This is a genomic window from Altericroceibacterium xinjiangense (assembly GCF_003958635.1).
Lineage (GTDB): Bacteria > Pseudomonadota > Alphaproteobacteria > Sphingomonadales > Sphingomonadaceae > Altericroceibacterium_A > Altericroceibacterium_A xinjiangense.
Map to the genome: position 1 here is coordinate 313,087 of NZ_RSEK01000001.1, position 21,482 is coordinate 334,568.

Annotated in this window: 17 protein-coding genes and 1 tRNA gene; 9 read left to right on the forward strand and 9 right to left on the reverse strand. The window is 63.3% G+C overall.

Going from position 1 to position 21,482, the window contains the following annotated elements:
• Nucleotides 1-52: 52 nt before the first annotated feature.
• On the reverse strand, nucleotides 53-448 hold the full coding sequence (locus ELY13_RS01540) for a M67 family metallopeptidase (RefSeq protein ID WP_126172104.1): 396 nt from the start codon (nucleotides 446-448) through the stop codon (nucleotides 53-55).
• Nucleotides 449-586: 138 nt separating this feature from the next.
• Here ELY13_RS01540 and ELY13_RS01545 point away from each other — a divergent pair, with 138 nt between their 5' ends.
• The 5 genes from ELY13_RS01545 to ELY13_RS15510 all read left to right on the forward strand — a co-directional run bounded on the left by ELY13_RS01545 (nucleotide 587) and on the right by ELY13_RS15510 (nucleotide 4,451).
• The gene (locus tag ELY13_RS01545) at nucleotides 587-1,531 is read left to right on the forward strand and encodes an RluA family pseudouridine synthase (RefSeq protein ID WP_126172105.1); all 945 of its coding nucleotides are present in this window, start codon (nucleotides 587-589) and stop codon (nucleotides 1,529-1,531) included.
• A gap of 149 nt (nucleotides 1,532-1,680) precedes the next feature.
• Complete coding sequence (gene rpoH, locus ELY13_RS01550; protein WP_126172245.1) at nucleotides 1,681-2,568, forward strand: RNA polymerase sigma factor RpoH; 888 nt, start codon at nucleotides 1,681-1,683, stop codon at nucleotides 2,566-2,568.
• Between the two features lie 111 nt (nucleotides 2,569-2,679).
• Entirely contained in the window at nucleotides 2,680-3,348 is a 669-nt protein-coding gene (gene mtgA / locus ELY13_RS01555; RefSeq protein WP_126172106.1) for a monofunctional biosynthetic peptidoglycan transglycosylase, read from the forward strand.
• Between the two features lie 324 nt (nucleotides 3,349-3,672).
• On the forward strand, nucleotides 3,673-4,134 hold the full coding sequence (locus tag ELY13_RS01560) for a hypothetical protein (RefSeq protein WP_126172107.1): 462 nt from the start codon (nucleotides 3,673-3,675) through the stop codon (nucleotides 4,132-4,134).
• Between the two features lie 194 nt (nucleotides 4,135-4,328).
• Nucleotides 4,329-4,451, forward strand: a complete 123-nt coding sequence (locus tag ELY13_RS15510; RefSeq protein ID WP_277600616.1) for a hypothetical protein — start codon at nucleotides 4,329-4,331, stop codon at nucleotides 4,449-4,451.
• A gap of 248 nt (nucleotides 4,452-4,699) precedes the next feature.
• On the opposite strand, the gene clpX is transcribed toward ELY13_RS15510, so the two are convergent.
• Complete coding sequence (gene clpX, locus ELY13_RS01565; RefSeq protein ID WP_126172108.1) at nucleotides 4,700-5,965, reverse strand: ATP-dependent Clp protease ATP-binding subunit ClpX; 1,266 nt, start codon at nucleotides 5,963-5,965, stop codon at nucleotides 4,700-4,702.
• A gap of 127 nt (nucleotides 5,966-6,092) precedes the next feature.
• Entirely contained in the window at nucleotides 6,093-6,797 is a 705-nt protein-coding gene (locus ELY13_RS01570; RefSeq protein WP_126172109.1) for an ATP-dependent Clp protease proteolytic subunit, read from the reverse strand.
• A 199-nt stretch (nucleotides 6,798-6,996) separates the two neighbouring features.
• On the opposite strand from ELY13_RS01570, the gene ELY13_RS01575 reads away from it, so the two are divergent.
• Entirely contained in the window at nucleotides 6,997-7,377 is a 381-nt protein-coding gene (locus tag ELY13_RS01575; protein WP_126172110.1) for a hypothetical protein, read from the forward strand.
• Nucleotides 7,378-7,538: 161 nt separating this feature from the next.
• Here ELY13_RS01575 and tig read toward each other — a convergent pair whose 3' ends face one another.
• Both tig and ELY13_RS01585 read right to left on the reverse strand, forming a co-directional pair.
• Nucleotides 7,539-9,113 (reverse strand): trigger factor, encoded by a 1,575-nt coding sequence (gene tig, locus ELY13_RS01580; RefSeq protein ID WP_126172111.1) that lies wholly within the window; start codon nucleotides 9,111-9,113, stop codon nucleotides 7,539-7,541.
• A gap of 57 nt (nucleotides 9,114-9,170) precedes the next feature.
• Nucleotides 9,171-9,255: transfer RNA gene (locus ELY13_RS01585), tRNA-Leu, on the reverse strand.
• 147 nt (nucleotides 9,256-9,402) lie between these two features.
• On the opposite strand from ELY13_RS01585, the gene ELY13_RS01590 reads away from it, so the two are divergent.
• The 3 genes from ELY13_RS01590 to der are packed head-to-tail and all read left to right on the forward strand — an operon-like array spanning nucleotide 9,403 to nucleotide 11,444.
• The gene (locus ELY13_RS01590) at nucleotides 9,403-9,711 is read left to right on the forward strand and encodes a hypothetical protein (protein WP_126172112.1); all 309 of its coding nucleotides are present in this window, start codon (nucleotides 9,403-9,405) and stop codon (nucleotides 9,709-9,711) included.
• Between the two features lie 31 nt (nucleotides 9,712-9,742).
• Nucleotides 9,743-10,045: a DUF3297 family protein gene (locus ELY13_RS01595; protein WP_126172113.1), complete on the forward strand. Its 303-nt coding sequence runs from the start codon at nucleotides 9,743-9,745 to the stop codon at nucleotides 10,043-10,045.
• A gap of 10 nt (nucleotides 10,046-10,055) precedes the next feature.
• Nucleotides 10,056-11,444, forward strand: a complete 1,389-nt coding sequence (gene der / locus ELY13_RS01600; protein ID WP_126172114.1) for a ribosome biogenesis GTPase Der — start codon at nucleotides 10,056-10,058, stop codon at nucleotides 11,442-11,444.
• A gap of 51 nt (nucleotides 11,445-11,495) precedes the next feature.
• On the opposite strand, the gene ELY13_RS01605 is transcribed toward der, so the two are convergent.
• From ELY13_RS01605 to rpoB, 4 genes are all read right to left on the reverse strand, one after another.
• On the reverse strand, nucleotides 11,496-11,927 hold the full coding sequence (locus ELY13_RS01605; protein WP_126172246.1) for an EF-hand domain-containing protein: 432 nt from the start codon (nucleotides 11,925-11,927) through the stop codon (nucleotides 11,496-11,498).
• Between the two features lie 57 nt (nucleotides 11,928-11,984).
• Nucleotides 11,985-12,518 (reverse strand): hypothetical protein, encoded by a 534-nt coding sequence (locus tag ELY13_RS01610; protein ID WP_126172115.1) that lies wholly within the window; start codon nucleotides 12,516-12,518, stop codon nucleotides 11,985-11,987.
• A gap of 116 nt (nucleotides 12,519-12,634) precedes the next feature.
• Complete coding sequence (rpoC, locus tag ELY13_RS01615; protein WP_126172116.1) at nucleotides 12,635-16,963, reverse strand: DNA-directed RNA polymerase subunit beta'; 4,329 nt, start codon at nucleotides 16,961-16,963, stop codon at nucleotides 12,635-12,637.
• A gap of 73 nt (nucleotides 16,964-17,036) precedes the next feature.
• Nucleotides 17,037-21,218 carry a DNA-directed RNA polymerase subunit beta gene (rpoB, locus tag ELY13_RS01620; RefSeq protein WP_126172117.1) on the reverse strand — a complete coding sequence of 1,394 codons (4,182 nt, stop codon included), beginning with the start codon at nucleotides 21,216-21,218 and terminating at the stop codon, nucleotides 17,037-17,039.
• Nucleotides 21,219-21,482 lie beyond the last annotated feature (264 nt).

The following is a 21,482-nucleotide window of genomic DNA, read 5'->3' on the forward strand; positions in this document are numbered from 1 at the left end:
GAATTGTTAGCTGGCGACGCAGTCCGCGGCAACCTGTCGGTCAGCGCCGCCTTTAGCCATCAAGCGCCCGATAGGAAAGCGGCTCGAAACCCTCGGGCTCATCCCGCCAAAAGCGAACGCCGTCCTCCCCCACGATCGCCCACATCCGGCCGTCGCCGGAGGCGCATTGCCGGTCGGTCGGGGAAGGCTCCGCCCGCCCCGACGGATGCGAATGAAAGTAACCCAGCAAGTCCGGCCCGCCTGCCCGCGCGGCGCGGTGAGCATCGATCAATGCCTGCGGGTCGATCTCGAAGTGGCGGCGGCGGTCTTGCGCAACGTTGGCCGCCGGGCGAATCTGCCCGATGCGTATCCCGCGTCCAAGCAGCAGCCCGCAGCATTCTTCCGGAACGGAGCGGGCGGCAAGGCTGCAAAGTTCCGCTACCAGCGACCGGGCGATCTCGATGGGCATGGCCGGACGCTACCGGCTCGGCGCGCCGAAAGCCACTGGCCAGGCCAGCACCGGATCGCACCGCCCTCTCATGGGCTGCGGACGACCTTCGCATTTGCCCGCGCGTGCGGCGCACAACGTGCTATCCACCTCCACCGCATGGGGGACGAAGCAATCATCGAAGGCGCGCTGACAGGCGCGGGGCGGCTCGACAAGGCACTGGCCGATTCGACCGGCCTTTCGCGGGAGAGGATCAAGGGACTGCTGGCCGAAGGGCGCGTTGCGGTGGAGGGGAAGCCGGTTTCCCAGCCGAGCGTCAAAGTCGCAGCGGGCGCCGCGTTCCGAATCCACGTTCCCGAAGCCGCTCCGGCCGACGCGCGTCCGCAGGACATACCCCTCGTGATCGCCTACGAAGACGATCACCTGGTCGTGGTCGACAAGCCGGCGGGCCTGGTCGTTCACCCTGCCGCCGGCAATCCGGACGGGACGCTGGTCAACGCACTGCTGCACCACTGCGCCGGGCAATTGTCGGGGATCGGCGGAGTCGCCCGGCCCGGCATCGTCCACCGGATCGACAAGGACACATCCGGCTTGCTGGTCGTCGCCAAGAGCGACGCGGCGCATGAGGGACTGGCGAAGCAGTTTGCCGACCACTCGATCGAACGCGTCTATCTCGCGGTCGTGAACGGCCATCCGGCGCCCCCGGCAGGAACCGTGCGGGCACGAATCGGGCGATCCGACACCAATCGCAAGAAGATGGCGGTGCTGCCTGACGCGTCGAGCCGCGGAAAGCACGCCGTGACGCATTACCGGACGCTTGAATTGTTGGACAACTGCGCGCTTGTCGAATGCCGTCTGGAAACCGGTCGCACGCACCAGGTCAGGGTTCACCTTGCATCAATCGGTCATGCGCTATTGGGAGATCCTGTCTACGGACGTGCAAACTCCCGGCTTCGGCCGGTTCTTCAACGGCTGGGTTTCAGCCGGCAGGCCCTTCACGCGGCCGTGCTTGGCTTCCTTCATCCCGTCACTGGCGACAGGCTGCGCCTTACAAGCGACCTGCCGCCCGACATGCGGGAACTGATCGATGAAACCGGTCATTGAAATCGATAAATTGCGCGGTCTCTGACAGGAAAATGGCCTATATCGGGTAGCAAGGCGTCGAAGCCTGCTGCCTGGCAGGATCTGCCTGCGGCCCGACGCGGAAAGGTTTGGGAAAAGTGAGCGATAGTACCATCAAGAAGAGCAAGGGAATGAGCGTCCCGGCACTGGGCGGTGAGCAGAGCCTCAACCGCTACCTGACCGAGATCAAGAAATTCCCGGTGCTCAAGCCCGAGCAGGAATACATGCTCGCGAAGCGCTATCAGGAACACGCCGACCCCGAAGCGGCAGCGCAGCTGGTCACCAGTCACCTGCGGCTCGTGGCCAAGATCGCGATGGGTTATCGCGGCTATGGCCTGCCGGTCAGCGACCTGATCTCCGAAGGCAACGTGGGCCTGATGCAAGGCGTCAAGAAGTTCGAGCCCGATCGGGGCTTCCGACTCGCGACCTACGCGATGTGGTGGATCAAGGCTTCGATCCAGGAATTCATCCTCCGCTCGTGGAGCCTCGTGAAAATGGGCACCACCGCGGCGCAGAAGAAGCTGTTCTTCAACCTGCGCCGGATGAAGAAGAATCTCGAAGCCTACGAGGATTCGGACCTTCACCCGGACGACGTCGCGAAGATCGCGGCCGATCTCGGGGTGCCCGAGCAGGAAGTGGTCAACATGAACCGGCGGATGATGATGGGCGGCGATGCCTCGCTGAACGTCTCCATGCGCTCGGACGAGGAAGGGTCCGGCCAATGGCAGGACTGGCTGACCGACGATCGGCCGTTGCAGGACGAGACCGTGGCCGATGCCGAGGAAGCGCATGTCCGGCATGAAATGCTGGAACAAGCGATGGACAGCCTCAACGACCGTGAAAAGCACATCCTGACGGAGCGGCGGCTGACCGACGATCCGCAGACCCTGGAAGAACTGAGCCAGGTCTACGACGTCAGCCGCGAACGTATCCGGCAGATCGAGGTTCGCGCCTTCGAGAAGCTGCAGAAGGCGATGCAGCGCATCGCGACCGAGCGGCTGCTCCCGGCGCCGGCCTGATCGTCTGATCACCTGATCCAGTCAAAGGCCGCCGTCCTCTTGTGGGACGGCGGCCTTTTCGATTCTACGGGAAGCATTTCCAGACTGCCCCTCTCCCGCTAAAGCCGGTGCATGGGTTGGCTGCTGCGCTTTGTCGCCTGGATCGTGTTCTGGTTCGTGATCGTCAGCCTCGCGCTGGTGGTCGCCTATCGCTTCGTGCCGGTCCCGGTGACCGCGACCATGGTGCTGGACGAACACGGCATCACCAAGGACTGGGAGCCGCTTTCAAACATCGACCGCAACCTGGTTCGCGCGGTGATCGGCGGCGAGGACAGCAAGTTCTGTTCCCATGACGGCTTCGACGCCGAAGCGATCGAGGAAGCCGTGCAGCAGAACCTGCAAGGGGGCCGGATCCGCGGCGGATCCACCATCAGCCAGCAGACCGCCAAGAACGTCTTCCTGTGGCAGGACGGCGGTTACTTCCGCAAGGCACTGGAAGCATGGTTCACCCTGCTGATCGAACAGATCTGGGGCAAGCGGCGGATCATGGAAGTCTATTTGAACGTCGCGGAGACGGGCATCGGGACCTACGGCGCCGAAGCGGGCGCGCAGCGGTACTTCCAACACTCCGCATCAGAGCTGTCCCGCAGCGAAGCGGCGCGCATGGCGGCGGCCCTGCCCGCTCCCAAGAAACGCGCGGTGGTGAGCCCGAAAGGCTTTACCCGGCGCTATGCCAACACCATCGAGCAGCGGATCAACATTGTCCGGCGCGATGGGCTCGACGCCTGCGTGTACGAATAGGCGCGGCTCCACAGACCGCTCTGGCCTATATCCGGGGAAGTGGGTGCGTGCGAAGCTCGCTAGCCGGCATCACCTGTCCCAAATCGCCCCAATGGCGGTCGTTTAACGCCGGTTGCTCGGCGCCCAAAAGCTGCCTTCCGGTAGGTCTGAAAGGCCGATTGACGGGCGAGCCATCGATATGACCGGTCGAGGAAAACGTGTCTTCAGAATTGGCCTTCGCATGGCTGATGCCGATCCCTACGGAAAACCGTACGGTTGATCGGTGAGACCTGGCTATCTGCTCAGTCCCGTCGACCGGAGCGTCAGAGAGGCTGGAGTAGAACAGTGAAGTACATTTTTCTCCCCGAAGCATCCGTCCTCAAATCCATCGCTCTCATCCCATTTGCTTTGCTGCAGGCGGCTTGCGGAACGCAAAGGGATGCGATCCGGGATCAACACGAGAGGCTCTGCAAAGAAAACGCTGCGCTAATCGTCTACGATCCTGTCAGGTGGACCGAGTATCTGAATATCATGGAGCGTGAGCTGGCCTCACTGCAGCGGAGCAGTGATGAGCTTGGCATTTATTTACACGGCAGCGGCGGATACAACATCCGGTTCGGCGAAGATCTTAATTTTCGTCGGGGAGGTCGGGAGCAGGTGTATCGTGCGGATGTATTCATCTTGTACCGTGGAAATAAGATAGCAAGGATGTTCAATTATATCGCGGTATACTCCGTCGTGGGCGCTCTAAAATCCGTGGGTTGTACTACGCGGTTTCCAGAACTTTACCTTGGAGAACGAGGTTAGAAAATGCCTAGAGGCTCATCGCAAGCCTCTTAACGGTCGCTCTGTCTTCTCAATTAGGTGGTGAGCTAGACGATAGAGCCTTCATGTGTACGACACGCCGCTCTCTTGAAAGCTATCAATCGAGATGTGGCTCAAGCTCCGCCGGAACATGGATGCTGCCGAATGGCGGCTTTCAGAGCCTCGTCGTCAGCCCAATGGCTCAACTGTTCCCGCGCATCTCTTTCTGCGCGATTCAGCAGGAGCGGATCGGGTATCGCGGCGTCGAGGTCTTCGATAGTCAGATCCCCGCCATCGATAATCCGCTGGAGTGTCGCTAGAAGATTGGGGCGAGCCTCTGTCATTACCGCACCATGCCGATGACCTGAATGCCCGCATGGGGTCGCTAGCTGCTGCTGGCGAATTTCGCGAACGAGAGGCGCAGGTCTGCTTTCATAGCCGGAACCTGCCCTTCCGCTTCCCACCCATCAGGGACGTTCGCCCCTCTTCGTCATCCAAAGAAAAAGGGGCACCCTTGGGCGCCCCTTCTTCTTCGATTCGGATGTGCAGAGCCAGCCCGGCGGAAGCGTCAGGCCGCCGCTTCCTTCTTCTTTTCGTTGCCGTGCACGCGGATCGGTTCCTTGCGGCCTTCGACCACGTCCTTGTCGACCACGACTTCGGACACGTCGTCCATGCTCGGCAGGTCGAACATCGTGTCGAGCAGCAGCCCTTCCACGATTGAACGCAGGCCGCGTGCACCGGTCTTGCGCTTGATTGCCCTCTGGGCGATCGCTTCCATCGCCTCGTCGGTGAAGCTCAGTTCCACGTCCTCAAGCTCGAACAGCTTCTGGTACTGCTTGACCAGCGCGTTCTTCGGCTCCTTCAGGATCTGGACCAGCGCGGCGACATCGAGATCGTGCAGCGTCGCGATTACCGGCAGACGGCCGACGAATTCCGGGATCAGGCCGAACTTCAGCAGATCTTCCGGTTCGGCCTTTTCCAGCATCTCGCCCACGCGGCGCTTGTCCGGATCGGCAACATTGGCACCGAACCCGATGGAGCGCTTCTGCAAGCGGTCGCCGATGACCTTTTCCAGCCCCGCGAAGGCGCCGCCGCAGATGAACAGGATGTTGGTCGTGTCCACCTGCAGGAATTCCTGCTGCGGGTGCTTGCGGCCGCCCTGCGGCGGAACGGAAGCCGTGGTGCCTTCCATCAGCTTCAGCAGCGCCTGCTGCACGCCCTCGCCCGAAACGTCGCGGGTGATGGAGGGGTTTTCCGCCTTGCGGGTGATCTTGTCGATCTCGTCGATGTAGACGATCCCGTGCTGCGCCTTGTCGACGTTGTAGTCGGACGCCTGCAGCAGCTTGAGGATGATGTTTTCCACGTCCTCACCGACATAGCCGGCTTCGGTCAGCGTGGTCGCATCCGCCATCGTGAACGGCACGTCGAAGGTCCGGGCGAGCGTCTGCGCAAGCAGCGTCTTGCCCGATCCCGTCGGCCCGACCAGCAGGATGTTGGACTTCGCCAGTTCGACGTCGCCCGACTTGCCCGAGTGCTTCAGCCGCTTGTAGTGATTGTGCACCGCGACGGAGAGCACGCGCTTGGCGCGGTCCTGCCCGATCACGTAATCGTTCAGCGTCTCGAAGATATCGCGCGGAGTGGGAACGCCGCCGTCCTTCTTGCCGGCGAGCCCGCCCTTGGTTTCCTCGCGGATGATGTCGTTGCACAGCTCGACGCACTCATCGCAGATGAACACGGTCGGGCCTGCAATCAGCTTGCGCACCTCATGCTGAGACTTGCCGCAGAAGCTGCAATACAGGGTGCTCTTGCTGTCGGAACCGCTCAATTTGGTCATGCCCTATTCCTGTCCCTTCGCGAGATTCGCACAAGGGATTCGCAAGGAAATGTACCCTTGCATCCTTCAATATCAATCAACTTAGCATCCCGCGCTTGCTCCAGCCTGAAGCGGGCGGGCGCCAAGATCATTCCGGAGCGCCGCCGGACCCGGTGTTTTCACCCACCGTATCGCCCTCCGGCCGGCTCTCGAACACCTTGTCGACGATGCCGAAATTCTTCGCTTCCTTGGCTTCGAGGAAGGTGTCGCGGTCCATCGCCTTTTCGATGTCGGCGATGTCCTTGCCGGTGTACTTGGCGTAAAGCTCGTTCATCCGGTGCCGGATGCGCAGGATTTCCTTGGCCTGGATCTCGATGTCCGAAGCCATGCCCTGCGCGCCGCCCGAAGGCTGGTGGATCATGATCCGCGCGTTCGGCAGCGCGATCCGCATTCCCGGCTCGCCCGCGGCCAGCAGGAAGCTGCCCATCGAGGCCGCCTGGCCGACGCAGACGGTCGAAACCCGCGGCTTGATGTACTGCATCGTGTCGTGGATCGCCATTCCGGCCGTCACCACCCCGCCCGGCGAGTTGATGTACATGCTGATCGGGCGCGAGGGATTTTCGCTTTCGAGGAACAGCAGCTGGGCAACGATCAGCGAAGCCATGTTGTCTTCGACCTGCCCGGTCACGAACACGATATGCTCGCGCAGCAGGCGGCTGAAGATGTCGAAGCTGCGTTCGCCCCGGCTGGTGCTTTCGACCACGACCGGCACCAACGCGCCCGTCACGGGGTCGACGTTGAACTTGCCTTGCGCACCATAGGTATCACCGGAGTTGCCGAACAGGTCGATCATGAAAATCCTCTTGTCTTGCGGACGGCCTATGTCGCCCCTGAACGCCCGATGTTCAAGGGGCAGCGGCAAGGCGTCTTCCCTTTCCCTCCCTTGCCACAGGCAACGAGCCGGACGCCATGCCCCTATCTAACTTTCGCGTTAGGACCGTGCTTTTGCCGGCCCCTGTCTTGCCGCCTGCACCACCTGCCTACGTCTCTTGATGGTCGCGCCCACAATTCTCGGCGGGTGCGCAGGCAGCACGCTACCTGGAGGCAAGCCGGGCCGACAACTGGCAAGCGACGCGGTGACCGTCAGCAATCCCGATGCGCCGGGCCTGGCGGAGGGGACTGCGGCGGCAGGCCTGCCGCGCTCCGGGCGTACTGTCGGGGCCAAGGAAGACATCGGAGCGGGCGCACGGCCGACAACTGCCGGAAATGCGACCGGACGGGATGCGCCGATCATCGCGCGCCTTCGCGAAGCGGGCCGCGTGCAGCCAACTATCGCCGATTACCCGCACCTGACGGTGCCATGGGCGCGATCCAAGGAATGCCGGCCGGCTTGTCCTTCATCGGCGCCAAGCGGGCGGATCATGCCCTGCTGAAAGCCGGAGCCGCTTACAACCGCACGCGCGTTCGGTCGACCTTCCGCAAGCCACCTTGCGCCCGCTGACGCAGTAGGGGTTGCGGTCTGAACTCCGGCACGGGGCAGGAGGCGAATACCGGACAAACAGCGCCGCCCCGATGCAGGGGCGGCGCTGCCCACTTACTTCTTGGCGGCAGCCTTCTTGGCAGCCGGCTTCTTCGCCGGCTTATCCTCGGCGTCGGCGTCAGCGTCGTCGTCGCTGCTGGCGGCCTTCTTGCTGGCTTTCTTCGCCGGCTTCTTGGCTTCTTCGCCTTCCGCTTCGCCCGCAGCTTCTTCGTCCTTTGCGGCCGACTTCTTGGCTGCAGCCTTCTTCTTCGGCTTTTCTTCCGTCGCGCTTTCCTGAGCCGAGCTTTCGCCGGACCCGCCCTCGTCGGCCTCGATCGCCGCCTCAAGCTCCTCGCGCGTCACTTCGCGTTCGGTGACTTCGGCCTTGTCGAACAGGAAGTCGACGACCTTTTCCTCGTAAAGCGGAGCGCGCAGCTGGGCTTGCGCCATCGGCTCGTTGCGGACGTATTCGATGAACCGCTCACGATCCTCCGGCCGGTACTGCTGGGCGGCCTGCTGCATCAGCATGGCCATTTCCTGGCTGGAGACTTCCACGCCGTTGCGCTGACCGATTTCGGACAGCAGCAGACCAAGGCGCACGCGCCGTTCGGCGATCCGCTGGTAGTCGTCCTTCTCTGCCTCGATTTCCTCGCGCGCGGCGTCGGGATTTTCTTCCTGGGCGGCTTCGGCCTGAAGTTGCTGCCAGATCTGGTCGAACTCGGCCTCGCACATGGTGGGAGGGACCGGGAAGTCGTGATCGGCGGCCAGCTTGTCGAGCAGCTGACGCTTCATCTGCGTGCGGGTGAGGCCCGCGCTTTCCTGCTCCAGCTGGCCGCGCAGCAGGCCCTTGAGCTGGTCCAGGCTTTCAAGACCCAGCGACTTGGCGAATTCGTCATCCGGCGCCTCGTCGCTGGCAACGCGAACCTTCTGCACGGTGACGTCGAACTCGGCTTCCTTGCCCTTGAGGTTCTCGGCCGGGTAATCTTCGGGGAACGTGACGGTGATCGTCTTCTTGTCGCCGGTCTTCACGCCAACCAGCTGGTCCTCAAACCCCGGAATGAACCGGCCCGATCCCAGTTCCAGCGGCGTGTCTTCCGCCTTGCCGCCTTCGAACTCCGTTCCGTCAACGCGGCCGACGAAATCGATGATCAGCTGGTCGCCCTCGGCCGCCTTCTTGGTCTTGGCGGCGTCCTTGAAGCTCTTCTGGTTTTCCGCCAGCTTCGCCAGCGCTTCGTCGACCTGTTCGTCGGAGACCGGCACCACAAGCTTTTCCAGCGCCAGCCCTTCGAGCGACGGCGCTTCGATGTTCGGCAGGATTTCCAGCTCGACCGTCAGTTCGGCATCCTTGCCCTCTTCGTAGCCCTGGTCGAGATCGACTTTCGGCTGGAGCGCAGGCCGCAGCTGCTTTTCGCGCATCAGGCCATCGACCGATTCGCGGACCACGGTGTTCAGCATGTCGGAATGGAGCGCCTCGCCGTGCATCTTCTTCACGAGATTGGCGGGCACCTTGCCGGGGCGGAAGCCGGGCATCTGCACCTGCGGTGCGATCCGCTTCACCTCGTTATCGATCCGCGACGCGATATCCTTGGCCGGAATCGTCACTTTATAGGCCCGCTTCAGCCCTTCGTTGGTGGTCTCGACGATCTGCATTTCAAAAAGCCTTCCAAATCAAACCCGGTCCCGAGTCCAGGAACTGGCGCGGGGAACTGGTGCGGGCGAAGGGACTCGAACCCCCACATCTTTCGATACTGGAACCTAAATCCAGCGCGTCTACCAATTCCGCCACGCCCGCAGCCATTACAGGCGCTGGGCCTGCATTCACAGGGAAGCGCCCTTATAAGCGCATGGCCCAAAGGGCAAGCGGAACGGCGGGGAAACGACGGTGGAACAGGGCTTGCCCGGCATGCGTTCAGGTCAGGAGAGACGAAAGGATACCTTCATGCCCCGCAACGAGAGCCCGCCGACCGATTACGACCGGCCCACCGTCCCCCCCGCGACACCCCCCGTGATCACCGATCGGGCCGATGCGAACGATGCGGCCACCCTGCCCGAATTCGACGGCGACAGCGACCAGCCCGGCCGCAGCCCCGCGGAAATCGTGCCGGGGAAGAGCGAACCTTATGCGCCGGCGCGCACTCCGGATGAATTCCCGGGCGGCGGCGGGGATACCCTTAAGCCCGGCTCGACCCCGGTAGAGACGCCCGCGGTACCCGGCACGGCGCCGGCCGAAACCCCGCAGCCCAATTGATTTTTGCCGGCTTGCGACTACGGCCCGCAGGATGAGCGAAGAGAACACCCCCGCCGAGCCCGCGCTCGACCTTCCGCCCGATCGCATCGCGATCAATCCCCACAGCGACCATTTCGATGCCGAGAAGCTGCGCCGGGGGATCGGCATCCGATTCAAGGGCGTCGAACGCACCAACGTCGAGGAATACTGCATTTCCGAAGGTTGGGTGCGCGTTCAGGCCGGCAAGACGATGGACCGCCATGGCAACCCGCTGACGATCAAGCTCAGCGGCCCGGTCGAGGCGTGGTACCAGGACCTCGGGGACACTCCCCCCGTGGCGAAGAAGGAGGGCTGATCGCCCCGCCATGCCCGTGCGCAAGCTCCCCCAAGTCATCATCATCGGCCGGCCCAACGTCGGCAAGTCTACCCTTTTCAACCGGCTGGTAGGCAAGAAGCTTGCCCTGGTGGATGACCAGCCCGGCGTCACGCGCGACCGGCGGATGGGCGATGTCTCGCTGCTCGGGCTGGAATTCGTCGCGGTCGATACCGCCGGATGGGAGGACGAAGACGCCGAAACCCTGCCCGGGCGGATGCGGGCGCAGACGCAGGTCTCCCTCCAGGGAGCCGATGCCGCCTTGTTCGTGTTCGACGCGCGCGCCGGAATCACGCCGCTGGACGAGGAGATCGCCCGCTGGCTGCGCGAACAGGAAGTGCCGGTCGTGCTCGTCGCCAACAAGGCTGAAGGCCGTGCCGCCGAATCCGGCATCTTCGAAAGCTACAGCCTTGGACTGGGTGACCCGGTGCCGCTGTCGGCCGAACACGGCGAAGGGATTGCCGACTTGTTCGGGGCGCTCCTGCCGCTGATCGGCGACAAGCAACCGGAAGATGCGGAGCCGGGTGACGAGGAGGAGGAGCCCGACGCCAACGCGCCGCTCCACCTCGCCATTGTCGGACGGCCCAACGCCGGCAAGTCGACGCTGATCAACCGTCTGCTGGGCGAAGACCGCCTGCTGACGGGGCCGGAAGCAGGGATCACGCGCGATTCGATCGCGGTCGACTGGCAATGGACCGACCCCAAGTCGGGTGAGCCGCGCGAAATTCACCTCGTCGACACCGCGGGAATGCGCAAGCGCGCCAAGGTGGTGGAAAAGCTGGAGCGGCTTTCGGTCGCCGATGCCCGCCGCGCGGTCGATTACGCGGAAGTCGTCGTGCTGCTGCTCGACGCGACGCGCGGGCTGGAAGTGCAGGACCTCAAGATCGCGGACATGGTGCTGGAGGAAGGCCGCGCGCTGATCATCGCGATCAACAAGTGGGACGTGGCCGAAGACCCCAGCGGCTTGTTCAACGGCGTTCGCGCCGCGCTGGAAGAAGGATTGGCGCAGGCGCGCGGGGTGCCGCTGGTGGCGGTGTCGGCGATGACCGGCAAGGGCCTCGACACGATGCTATCCGCCGCATTCGAAGTACGCGAGATCTGGAACCGCCGCGTGCCGACGGCCGCGCTCAACCGCTGGTTCGACGATGCGATGGAAGCCAATCCGCCGCCGGCGCCGGGCGGCAGGCGGATCAAGCTGCGCTACATCACGCAGGTGGGCACTCGCCCGCCGCGCTTCGTGATCTTCGGCACTCGTCTGGACGACCTGCCGAAGAGCTATGAACGGTATTTGATCAACGGCATTCGCCAGAAGCTCGGCTTTGGCGCGGTGCCGGTGCGCCTGATGCTGCGCAGCGCGAAGAACCCGTTCTCGAAGGACTGAGGCGGTGAGAGCGGCCGATCGGATCTCCCGATCAAAAGCCGCTCCACCGGATCAGAAAACCATGCCCAGGGCGTCTCCGACGCCCATGTTCTTCCGGGCGTTCGCCAGTTCCTTCAGGGTTATGCGCCCGTCGCTGTTCTGATCCGCGAAGGCGAGATCGCGGTTGATGCGGCTGCGCCACTCGGAAAGGGTAAGCTGTCCATTCGAATCCGCATCGAGGAGGCCGAACAGCTTTTCGAGCAGGGGCCTTTCAGGCTTGTTCGGCATCACATCGCTGGGAACCTCCGAAGAGACAAACTGCTGCTTCGAAATCGGACCGCCGCTCGGCCCTGCGAAGAATTCAAACGTATCCATGCTGTTGCTCCGGACTTCATCGACGGTGATGTACATCCCGTCGGTCACTTCGCTCGGCAGGTTCTGCGCTACGGCTGGATGGGCAAGGGAGAGCACAAGTCCCACAGCCCCTAAGACGGTCCATTTCATGCTCTTTCCTCCTCCGGGATGAAGCGATCCGTTTGCCGATGCGTTCCGGGGACTTGCCTACTGCGAATAGAGCATCACCCGGTGCCCGCCTCCGGAAAGCACCACCGCGTTGGTCGCGTCCCGCTCCGCACGGGTGACGGCGTCGAGTGCTTCGGCCAGTCGCTGCTTCGCGGGATGGACGTCGGCCGTGCAGGCAGGCTCCGCTGAGCCCGGCGCGGCATCGCTCGCGCTTCGATTTCGCGCCGTTCTCAGCCGCTCCCCCTCGAAGGCGATGTTCCAGACGAAGCCGGCGCATGTCGGCTCGTAGGACATCAGCGGCTCGTCGATCGACAAGCCTATCCCGATCGGCGCATCGAGCGGTTCTCCGTCGATCCCTGCGACGCGGTATTCGCCGATCAGGTCTCCAACCGACGTGATGCGGGGCGCAGGAGCTTGCTGCGTGCCACTGGCTTCGTTGCGGGGCGGTGTCATGGTGGAGGGAAGCGGCTCAACGAAAGGAGGTGACGGGGCAGCAGGAGTCTGCCGGTCCGCTGCCGGTTCGGCGTTGCAACCGGCTAGGATCAGGATTGCCGGAATGGCCAAGCTGCGCATTTTTGCTCCTGTTTCGGTTGTGGCGAAAGGCTTCTGCGTTGGCGAAGAAAAACCCGCCGGAAGCGACAGCCTCCGGCGGGTTCATCCCTGGGTCCAGACTTCAGTCCGGACTGGCTTTACGCTTCGTCTTCGTCCGGCGCGTCCTTCGGCGGCTGCACCGCCTGATCCTCGTCGCGGATCAGGTAGTCGCCAGCGTCGGCATCGGTGCCGTGAGCCTCAGGCTCCATCCGAGCCAGCGGATCGTCGCCGGTGTCATCGGCGGGATCGCGCAGCAGCTCCGCGGCGCGCTGTTCTTCGGCCGAGTTGGCGACGATCAGCGACTCCTGTACCTTGCGGTACTGGGCGCGCAGTGCGGCGTCGCGACCCGAAGCGGCGATCCGGACGCGATTCATGCCCGCGCCGGTACCGGCAGGGATGAGACGGCCGACGATCACGTTTTCCTTCAGGCCGATCAGCGTGTCCTTCTTTCCTTCGACCGCCGCCTGCGTCAGCACGCGAGTGGTTTCCTGGAAGGATGCCGCCGAAATGAACGACCGGGTCTGCAGGCTCGCCTTGGTAATGCCGAGCAGGACAGGGTTGCCCCGCGCCGGCTGCTTGCCCTTGCCAAGCTTCCCGTTGGCCTCGTTCATCTCGTCCAGATCGACTTGCTCGCCCGGCAGCAACGTGGTGTCGCCGCCATCGGTGATCTCAACCTTCTGCAGCATCTGGCGAACGATCACCTCGATGTGCTTGTCGTTGATCTTCACGCCCTGCAACCGGTAGACTTCCTGGATTTCGGTGCACAGGTACTCGGCCAGTGCCTCGACCCCGAGAACTTCCAGGATGTCGTGCGGATCGGGCGAACCCGAGATCAGCGTGTCGCCCTTCTTGACGAAGTCGCCTTCCTGGACGTCGATCACCTTGGTCTTGGGGATCAGGTACTCAACCGGATCACCCTCTTCCGGGACGATCGCGATCTTGCGCTTGGCCTTGTAGTCGCGAACGAATTCCACGCGCCCGCTGATCTTGGCGATGATGGAGTTGTCCTTCGGCTTGCGCGCCTCGAACAGCTCCGCCACGCGCGGCAGACCGCCGGTGATGTCGCGGGTCTTGGCCGCTTCGCGCGAAGCACGAGCCAGGATGTCGCCTGCCTCGACCCGCTGCCCGTCGTCGACCGAAAGCGTGGTGCCCGGCGCCAGCATGTAGCGCGCGGCTTCCGTTTCGTCCGAACCTTCGTTCAGCAGGGTCATCCGTGGACGCAGATCATCCTTCTTGGCCCGTCCGGTCGCCCGGTTCTCGGTCACGACGCGCTGGGCGATGCCGGTGGCATCGTCCACCCGCTCTTCCATCGTCCTGCCTTCGATCAGGTCCTGGTAGCGAACCACGCCCGATTGCTCGGTGATGATCGGCAGGGTGAACGGATCCCATTCAGCCAGACGATCGCCTTCCTTCACCTTCGCGCCATTCTCGAACATCAGCCCGGTCCCGTAAGGCACGCGGTGGATCGCGCGCTCACGGCCTTCGGCGTCCACGATCATCATTTCGCCGTTGCGGGCGAGCGACAGGCGGCGGCCCCGCTTGTCGACGATCGTCGGAATGTCGCGGTAGTGGATCGTACCGTCGGCGATGGCTTCGAGATGCGAAATCTCGTTGAGCTGCGCGGCGCCGCCGATGTGGAAGGTCCGCATCGTCAACTGCGTACCCGGCTCACCGATCGACTGCGCGGCGATCACGCCGACAGCCTCACCGATGTTGACCGGGGTGCCGCGGGCAAGATCGCGCCCGTAGCACTTGCCGCAGACACCCTGTTCCGCCTCGCAGACCAGCGGGGAGCGGATCATCGCCTTCTGTACTTCGGCGTCCTCGATCACCTTGATCGCGGCTTCGTCCAGCAAGTCGCCCGACTTCGCCAGCACTTCGCCGGTCTTGGCGTGGATCAGGTCCTCCGCCAGCGTACGGCCAAGGATACGCTCACCAAGCGAGGCGATCACGGAACCGCCCTGCACGATGGCACGCATCTCGAGCGCGTTGTCGGTGCCGCAGTTGTCCACCACGATCACGCAGTCCTGCGACACGTCGACCAGGCGGCGAGTCAGGTAGCCCGAGTTCGCCGTCTTGAGCGCGGTGTCGGCCAGACCCTTGCGGGCGCCGTGCGTCGAGTTGAAGTATTCAAGAACGGTCAGACCTTCCTTGAAGTTCGAGATGATCGGCGTCTCGATGATTTCGCCCGAAGGCTTGGCCATCAGACCGCGCATGCCGGCAAGCTGCTTCATCTGCGCCGGCGAGCCACGCGCACCCGAATGGCTCATCATGTAGATCGAGTTGATCTGCGCCTGACGGCCGTTCTCGTCCTTCGGCATCGCCCGGATCTCGTCCATCATGGCAGCCGCCACCGTGTCGCCGCAACGGCTCCAGGCGTCGATCACCTTGTTGTACTTCTCCTGCTGGGTGATGAACCCGTCCTGGTACTGCTGCTCGTAATCGGCAACCAGCGCCTTGGTCTGGTCGACCAGTTCGGACTTGGTGTCCGGGATGATCATGTCGTCCTTGCCGAAGGAGATCCCGGCCTTGAACGCGTGACGGAAGCCCAGCGCCATGATCGCGTCAGCGAACAGCACCGTGTCCTTCTGGCCGGTGTGGCGATAGACCTGGTCGATGACGTCGCCGATTTCCTTCTTGGTGAGGAGCCGGTTGACGACCTCGAACGGCACGCGGTGGCTTTTCGGCAGGCATTCGCCGATCAGCATGCGGCCCGGTGTGGTTTCCACGCGCTTCATGTACTGATTGCCGTCCTCGTCCGTTTGCGGAACGCGGCTGACGATCTTCGAGTGCAGCGTGACCGCACCGACGTGGAGCGCCTGGTGCACTTCGGCCATGTCGGACAGCATCATGCCCTCGCCCGGTTCGCCTTCCCGGTCCATCGCCAGGTAGTAGAGGCCCAGCACCATGTCCTGCGACGGCACGATGATCGGCTTGCCGTTGGCAGGGCTGAGGATGTTGTTCGTGCTCATCATCAGCACGCGCGCTTCCAGCTGCGCCTCAAGGCTCAGCGGGACGTGCACGGCCATCTGGTCACCGTCGAAGTCGGCGTTGAACGCCGAGCAGACCAGCGGGTGAAGCTGGATCGCCTTGCCTTCGATCAGCACCGGCTCGAACGCCTGGATGCCGAGACGGTGGAGCGTGGGTGCACGGTTCAGCAGCACGGGGTGCTCGCGGATCACCTCGTCCAGGATGTCCCAGACTTCCTTGCGCTCCTTCTCGACCCACTTCTTGGCCTGCTTCAGGGTCATGGAAAGACCCTTGGCGTCCAGTCGGGCGTAGATGAACGGCTTGAACAGCTCGAGCGCCATCTTCTTGGGCAAGCCGCACTGGTGCAGCTTGAGTTCCGGACCGGTCACGATCACCGAACGGCCCGAATAGTCGACGCGCTTGCCGAGCAGGTTCTGACGGAAACGGCCCTGCTTGCCCTTCAGCATGTCGGACAGCGACTTCAGCGGGCGCTTGTTGGCGCCGGTAATCACGCGGCCGCGGCGGCCGTTGTCGAACAGCGCGTCAACGGCTTCCTGCAGCATGCGCTTTTCGTTGCGGACGATGATGTCCGGCGCGCGCAGCTCCATCAGCCGCTTGAGGCGGTTGTTGCGGTTGATCACGCGGCGGTAGAGATCGTTGAGGTCGGAAGTCGCAAACCGGCCTCCGTCGAGGGGGACGAGCGGGCGCAGTTCCGGCGGGATGACCGGCACGACTTCCAGGATCATCCATTCGGGGCGGTTGCCCGAATCGATGAAGCTTTCCACGACCTTCAGGCGCTTGATGATCTTCTTCGGCTTGAGCGTGGACTTGGTGGTCTCAAGCTCCTGCAGCAGGTCGGCGCGTTCCTGCTCGAGGTCGAGTTCCATGAGCATGATCTTGACCGCTTCCGCGCCGATGCCGGCGGTGAAGGCGTCTTCGCCATATTCGTCCTGCGCGTCGAGCAGTTCGTCTTCCGTCAGCAGCTGGAACTTCTCCAGCGGCGTCAGGCCCGGTTCGGTGACGATGTAGCTTTCGAAGTACAGCACGCGCTCAAGCTGCTTGAGCTGCATGTCAAGCAGCAGGCCGATACGGCTCGGCAGCGATTTCAGGAACCAGATGTGCGCGACCGGAGCGGCGAGCTCGATGTGGCCCATCCGCTCACGCCGGACCTTGGTCACGGTCACTTCAACGCCGCACTTTTCGCAAACGACGCCCTTGTACTTCATGCGCTTGTACTTGCCGCACAGGCACTCGTAGTCCTTTACCGGACCGAAGATGCGCGCGCAGAACAAGCCGTCACGCTCGGGCTTGAACGTGCGGTAGTTGATGGTTTCCGGCTTCTTGATTTCGCCGAAGGACCAGCTGCGGATCCGTTCCGGAGACGCGATCCCGATCTGGATCTGGTCGAACGTCTCAGGCTTGGCGAGCTGGTTGGTGAATTTGGTCAGTTCGTTCATTTTTCACATCCCATAACGGGTGAATTCTCGTGCGGGTGAGGTGGCGGGCAGCCCGGGGCCGCCCGCCTTCCGATCACTCAGCCGCCTCCGGCCACTGGTCGCCTTCTTCGTCCTCGGTCAGGGACTTCAGTTCGACGTTGAGGCCAAGGCTGCGCATTTCCTTCACGAGCACGTTGAAGCTTTCCGGAATGCCGGCCTCGAAGGTGTCGTCGCCCTTGACGATCGCTTCGTAGACCTTGGTCCGGCCGACGACATCGTCGGACTTCACGGTCAGCATTTCCTGCAGCGTGTAGGCGGCGCCGTAGGCCTGGAGCGCCCAGACCTCCATTTCACCAAAGCGCTGTCCGCCGAACTGCGCCTTGCCGCCCAGCGGCTGCTGGGTGACGAGCGAGTAGGGACCGATCGAACGGGCGTGGATCTTGTCGTCCACAAGGTGGTGCAGCTTCAGCATGTAGATGTAGCCGACAGTCACCTTGCGGTCGAACGCCTCGCCTGAGCGGCCGTCGAACAGCGTCACCTGGCCGGACGTGTCGAAACCCGCCTTCATCAGCATGTTCGAAACGTCGCTTTCGCGTGCGCCGTCGAACACCGGAGTGCCCATCGGCACGCCGTTCCTGAGGTTGCCCGCCAATTCGACCACTTCAGCGGTCGTGCGGCTTTCGATATCCTCATGGTACTGCTCGCCGTAGACGTCCTTCAGCCGTTCCACGACCGCCGCCGGCGGTTCCGCCGTCTGCGGGTCCGGATTGGCCTCGCGCCAGTCATCCAGCGCCCGGGCAACCTGCTGGCCAAGCCCACGTGCCGCAAGACCGAGGTGCGTCTCGAAGATCTGCCCGACGTTCATGCGCGAAGGCACGCCCAGCGGGTTGAGCACGAGATCGACCGCAGTACCGTCCTCCATGAACGGCATGTCCTCGACCGGCAGGATGCGGCTGATCACGCCCTTGTTGCCGTGACGGCCGGCCATCTTGTCGCCCGGCTGCAGCTTGCGCTTCACCGCGACGAAGACCTTGACCATCTTGAGCACGCCGGGAGCAAGTTCGTCACCGCGTTCGAGCTTCTCCTTGCGGTCCTCGAACTTGTCCTGGATGCGCTTCACCGCTTCGTCGTACTGGCCCTTGATCGCCTCAAGCTGCGACTGGACCGCATCGTCGGCCACCGCGAACTTGAACCATTCGTGGCGATCGACCGTGTCCAGCACCTCATCGGTAATTTCGCTGCCTTTCTTGATGCCCTTCGGCGCCGACGACGCGGTCTGGCCGGAAAGCATTTCGCGCAGGCGGTTGTACGTCGCACGGTTGAGGATCGCGCGCTCGTCCTCGGCGTCCTTCTTGAGGCGTTCGATTTCCTCGTTCTGGATAGCGCGGGTACGGTCGTCGATCTCGATGCCGTGGCGGTTGAACACCCGGACTTCGACAATCGTGCCGGACACACCCGGCGGCAGGCGCAGCGAGGTGTCGCGTACGTCGCTTGCCTTTTCGCCGAAGATCGCGCGCAGGAGCTTTTCCTCCGGCGTCATCGGGCTCTCGCCCTTCGGCGTGATCTTGCCGACCAGAATATCGCCCGGGTGCACTTCGGCGCCGATGTAGACGATACCGGCTTCGTCGAGGCTGCGCAGGGCTTCCTCGCCGACGTTCGGAATGTCGCGGGTGATGTCTTCCGGCCCGAGCTTGGTATCGCGCGCCATGACCTCGAACTCCTCGATGTGGATCGAGGTGAACACGTCATCCTTCACGATCCGCTCGGAGATCAGGATCGAGTCTTCGTAGTTGTAGCCGTTCCACGGCATGAACGCGACGAGGCTGTTCCGGCCCAGCGCCAGCTCGCCAAGATCGGTCGAGGGACCGTCGGCAATGATGTCGCCCTGTTCGATCACGTCACCCACCTTCACCAGCGGGCGCTGGTTGATGCAGGTGTTCTGGTTCGAACGCTGGAACTTCTGCAGCGTGTAGATGTCCACGCCGGGGTTTCCGGCATCGATATCGCCCGAAGCACGGATTACGATGCGGGTGGCGTCGACCTGGTCGACCACGCCCGAGCGCACGGCGGAAATCGCCGCGCCCGAATCGCGGGCGACGGTCTCTTCCATGCCGGTGCCGACAAACGGCGCCTCGGCCCGAACCAGCGGCACCGCTTGGCGCTGCATGTTCGATCCCATCAGTGCGCGGTTGGCGTCATCGTTTTCCAGGAACGGGATCAGCGACGCGGCGACCGAAACGAGCTGCTTCGGCGACACGTCCATGAGGGTCACCTGCTCACGCGGGGAAAGCGTGAACTCGCCGTTCTGGCGGGTGGAAACCAGCTCCTCGGCGAAGCTGCCATCCTCGTTCAGTTCGGCAGATGCCTGCGCAACCGTGTGCCTCTGCTCTTCCATCGCGGAAAGATAGACCACCTCACCGGTGACCTTGCCGTCCACGATCTTCCGGTACGGCGTTTCGATGAAGCCGTACTTGTTGACGCGGGCGAAGGTCGACAGCGAGTTGATCAGGCCGATGTTAGGGCCTTCCGGCGTCTCGATCGGACAGATGCGGCCGTAGTGGGTCGGGTGAACGTCGCGGACTTCGAAGCCTGCGCGTTCACGCGTCAGACCGCCCGGGCCGAGAGCCGAAACGCGGCGCTTGTGCGTCACTTCGGACAGCGGATTGGTCTGATCCATGAACTGCGAAAGCTGGGACGAACCGAAGAACTCGCGCACCGCGGCAACCGCAGGCTTCGCGTTGATCAGGTCGTTCGGCATCACGGTGGACACGTCGACCGAGCTCATCCGCTCCTTCACCGCGCGTTCCATGCGCAGCAGGCCGACGCGGTACTGGTTTTCCAGCAGCTCACCCACGGAGCGGACCCGGCGGTTGCCGAGGTTGTCGATGTCGTCGACCTCGCCCTTGCCGTCCTTGAGGTTCACCAGCTCCTTGACCACGGCAAGGATGTCTTCCTTGCGCAGCGTGGTCACGGTGTCCGGCGCATCGAGGCCAAGACGCATGTTGAGCTTCACGCGGCCGACGGCGGACAAGTCATAGCGCTCCGCATCGAAGAACAGGCCTTCGAACAGGGCTTCGGCGGTTTCCTTGGTCGGCGGCTCACCCGGGCGCATCACCTTGTAGATCGCCTCGAGGCCCTCGTCACGATTGCCGGCCTTGTCGGCCTCCATCGTGTTGCGCATCCACGGACCAGTGTTGACGTGATCGATATCCAGCAACAGCAGCTGCGCGATCCCGGCGTTGTCGATCTTCTCGAGGTTGTCGGGCGTCACTTCCTCGCCCGCCTCGATGTAGATGCGGCCGGTCGATTCGTCGATCAGGTCCAGCGCGGAGTAGCGGCCGAACACTTCTTCGGTCGGGATCAGCAGACGCTCGACCCCGTCCTTGGCCGCCTTGTTGGCAGCGCGGGGGGATACCTTCTGCCCGGCGGGGAAGATTTCCTCGCCCGTCTTGGCATCGACCAGCGGAAACGCGGGCTTCTGGCCGCGCCACTGGTCGGCCTGGAAGGGGATTTCCCAACCTTCTTTCGCACGGCTCCAGGTGACGGTTTCGTAGAAGCGATCGAGGATGTCCTCATCGTTCATGCCGAGGGCGTAAAGCAGCGAGGTGACCGGCAGCTTGCGCTTGCGGTCGATCCGGACGTTGACGATGTCCTTGGCGTCGAATTCGAAATCGAGCCACGAACCGCGGTACGGGATCACCCGGGCAGCGAAGAGGAACTTGCCCGAGGAGTGAGTCTTGCCGCGGTCATGATCGAACAGCACACCCGGCGAACGGTGCATCTGCGAAACGATCACGCGCTCGGTGCCGTTGATGATGAAGGTGCCGTTCCCGGTCATGAGCGGCATGTCGCCCATGTAGACGTCCTGCTCCTTGATATCGAGCACGGACCGGGTTTCGGTCTCCTGGTCGACCTCGAACACGATCAGCCGCAGGGTCACCTTCATCGGCGCCGCGTAGGTGATGCCGCGCTGGCGGCATTCGGTCGTGTCGTACTTCGGGTCTTCCAGTTCGTAGTGAACGAAGTCCAGCTCGGCACTGCCGGCGAAGTCGCGGATCGGGAACACCGAGCGCAGCGTCTTTTCCAGACCGGAGACATAGCCGGTGGCCTTGTCCGACCGCAGGAACTGCTCGTAGCTTTCGCGCTGCACCTCGATCAGGTTCGGCATTTCCACCGCTTCGTGGATGTCGCCGAAGATCTTGCGGATGCGCTTCTTCTTGCTGCCGATGGTCGCGCCGACGGATGTGCCGGTGGCCTCTGATGCCTGGGTCGCCATGGTGAATGTGCCTCTTCGCCTTGGGCCGGCTCATGCGCCGGCGGTAAATTTCGGTGCGGGAGGGGAACCACAGGGACGCGGAAAGACCGCAGCGGCACCAGCCCTCCGGCCAATCCTGCAGTCATGCGTCGCGCCTGTGGTAGAACCGGGTTTCCTTCCTGAGCCGACCCCCGCGAAAAGATCGGCCTTGCTCGAAACGTGCCGGCAGGCGCGATATAGGGGCAACTCCCCTTTGAGTCAAACGCCTCTTCGAAGAGAAATGAA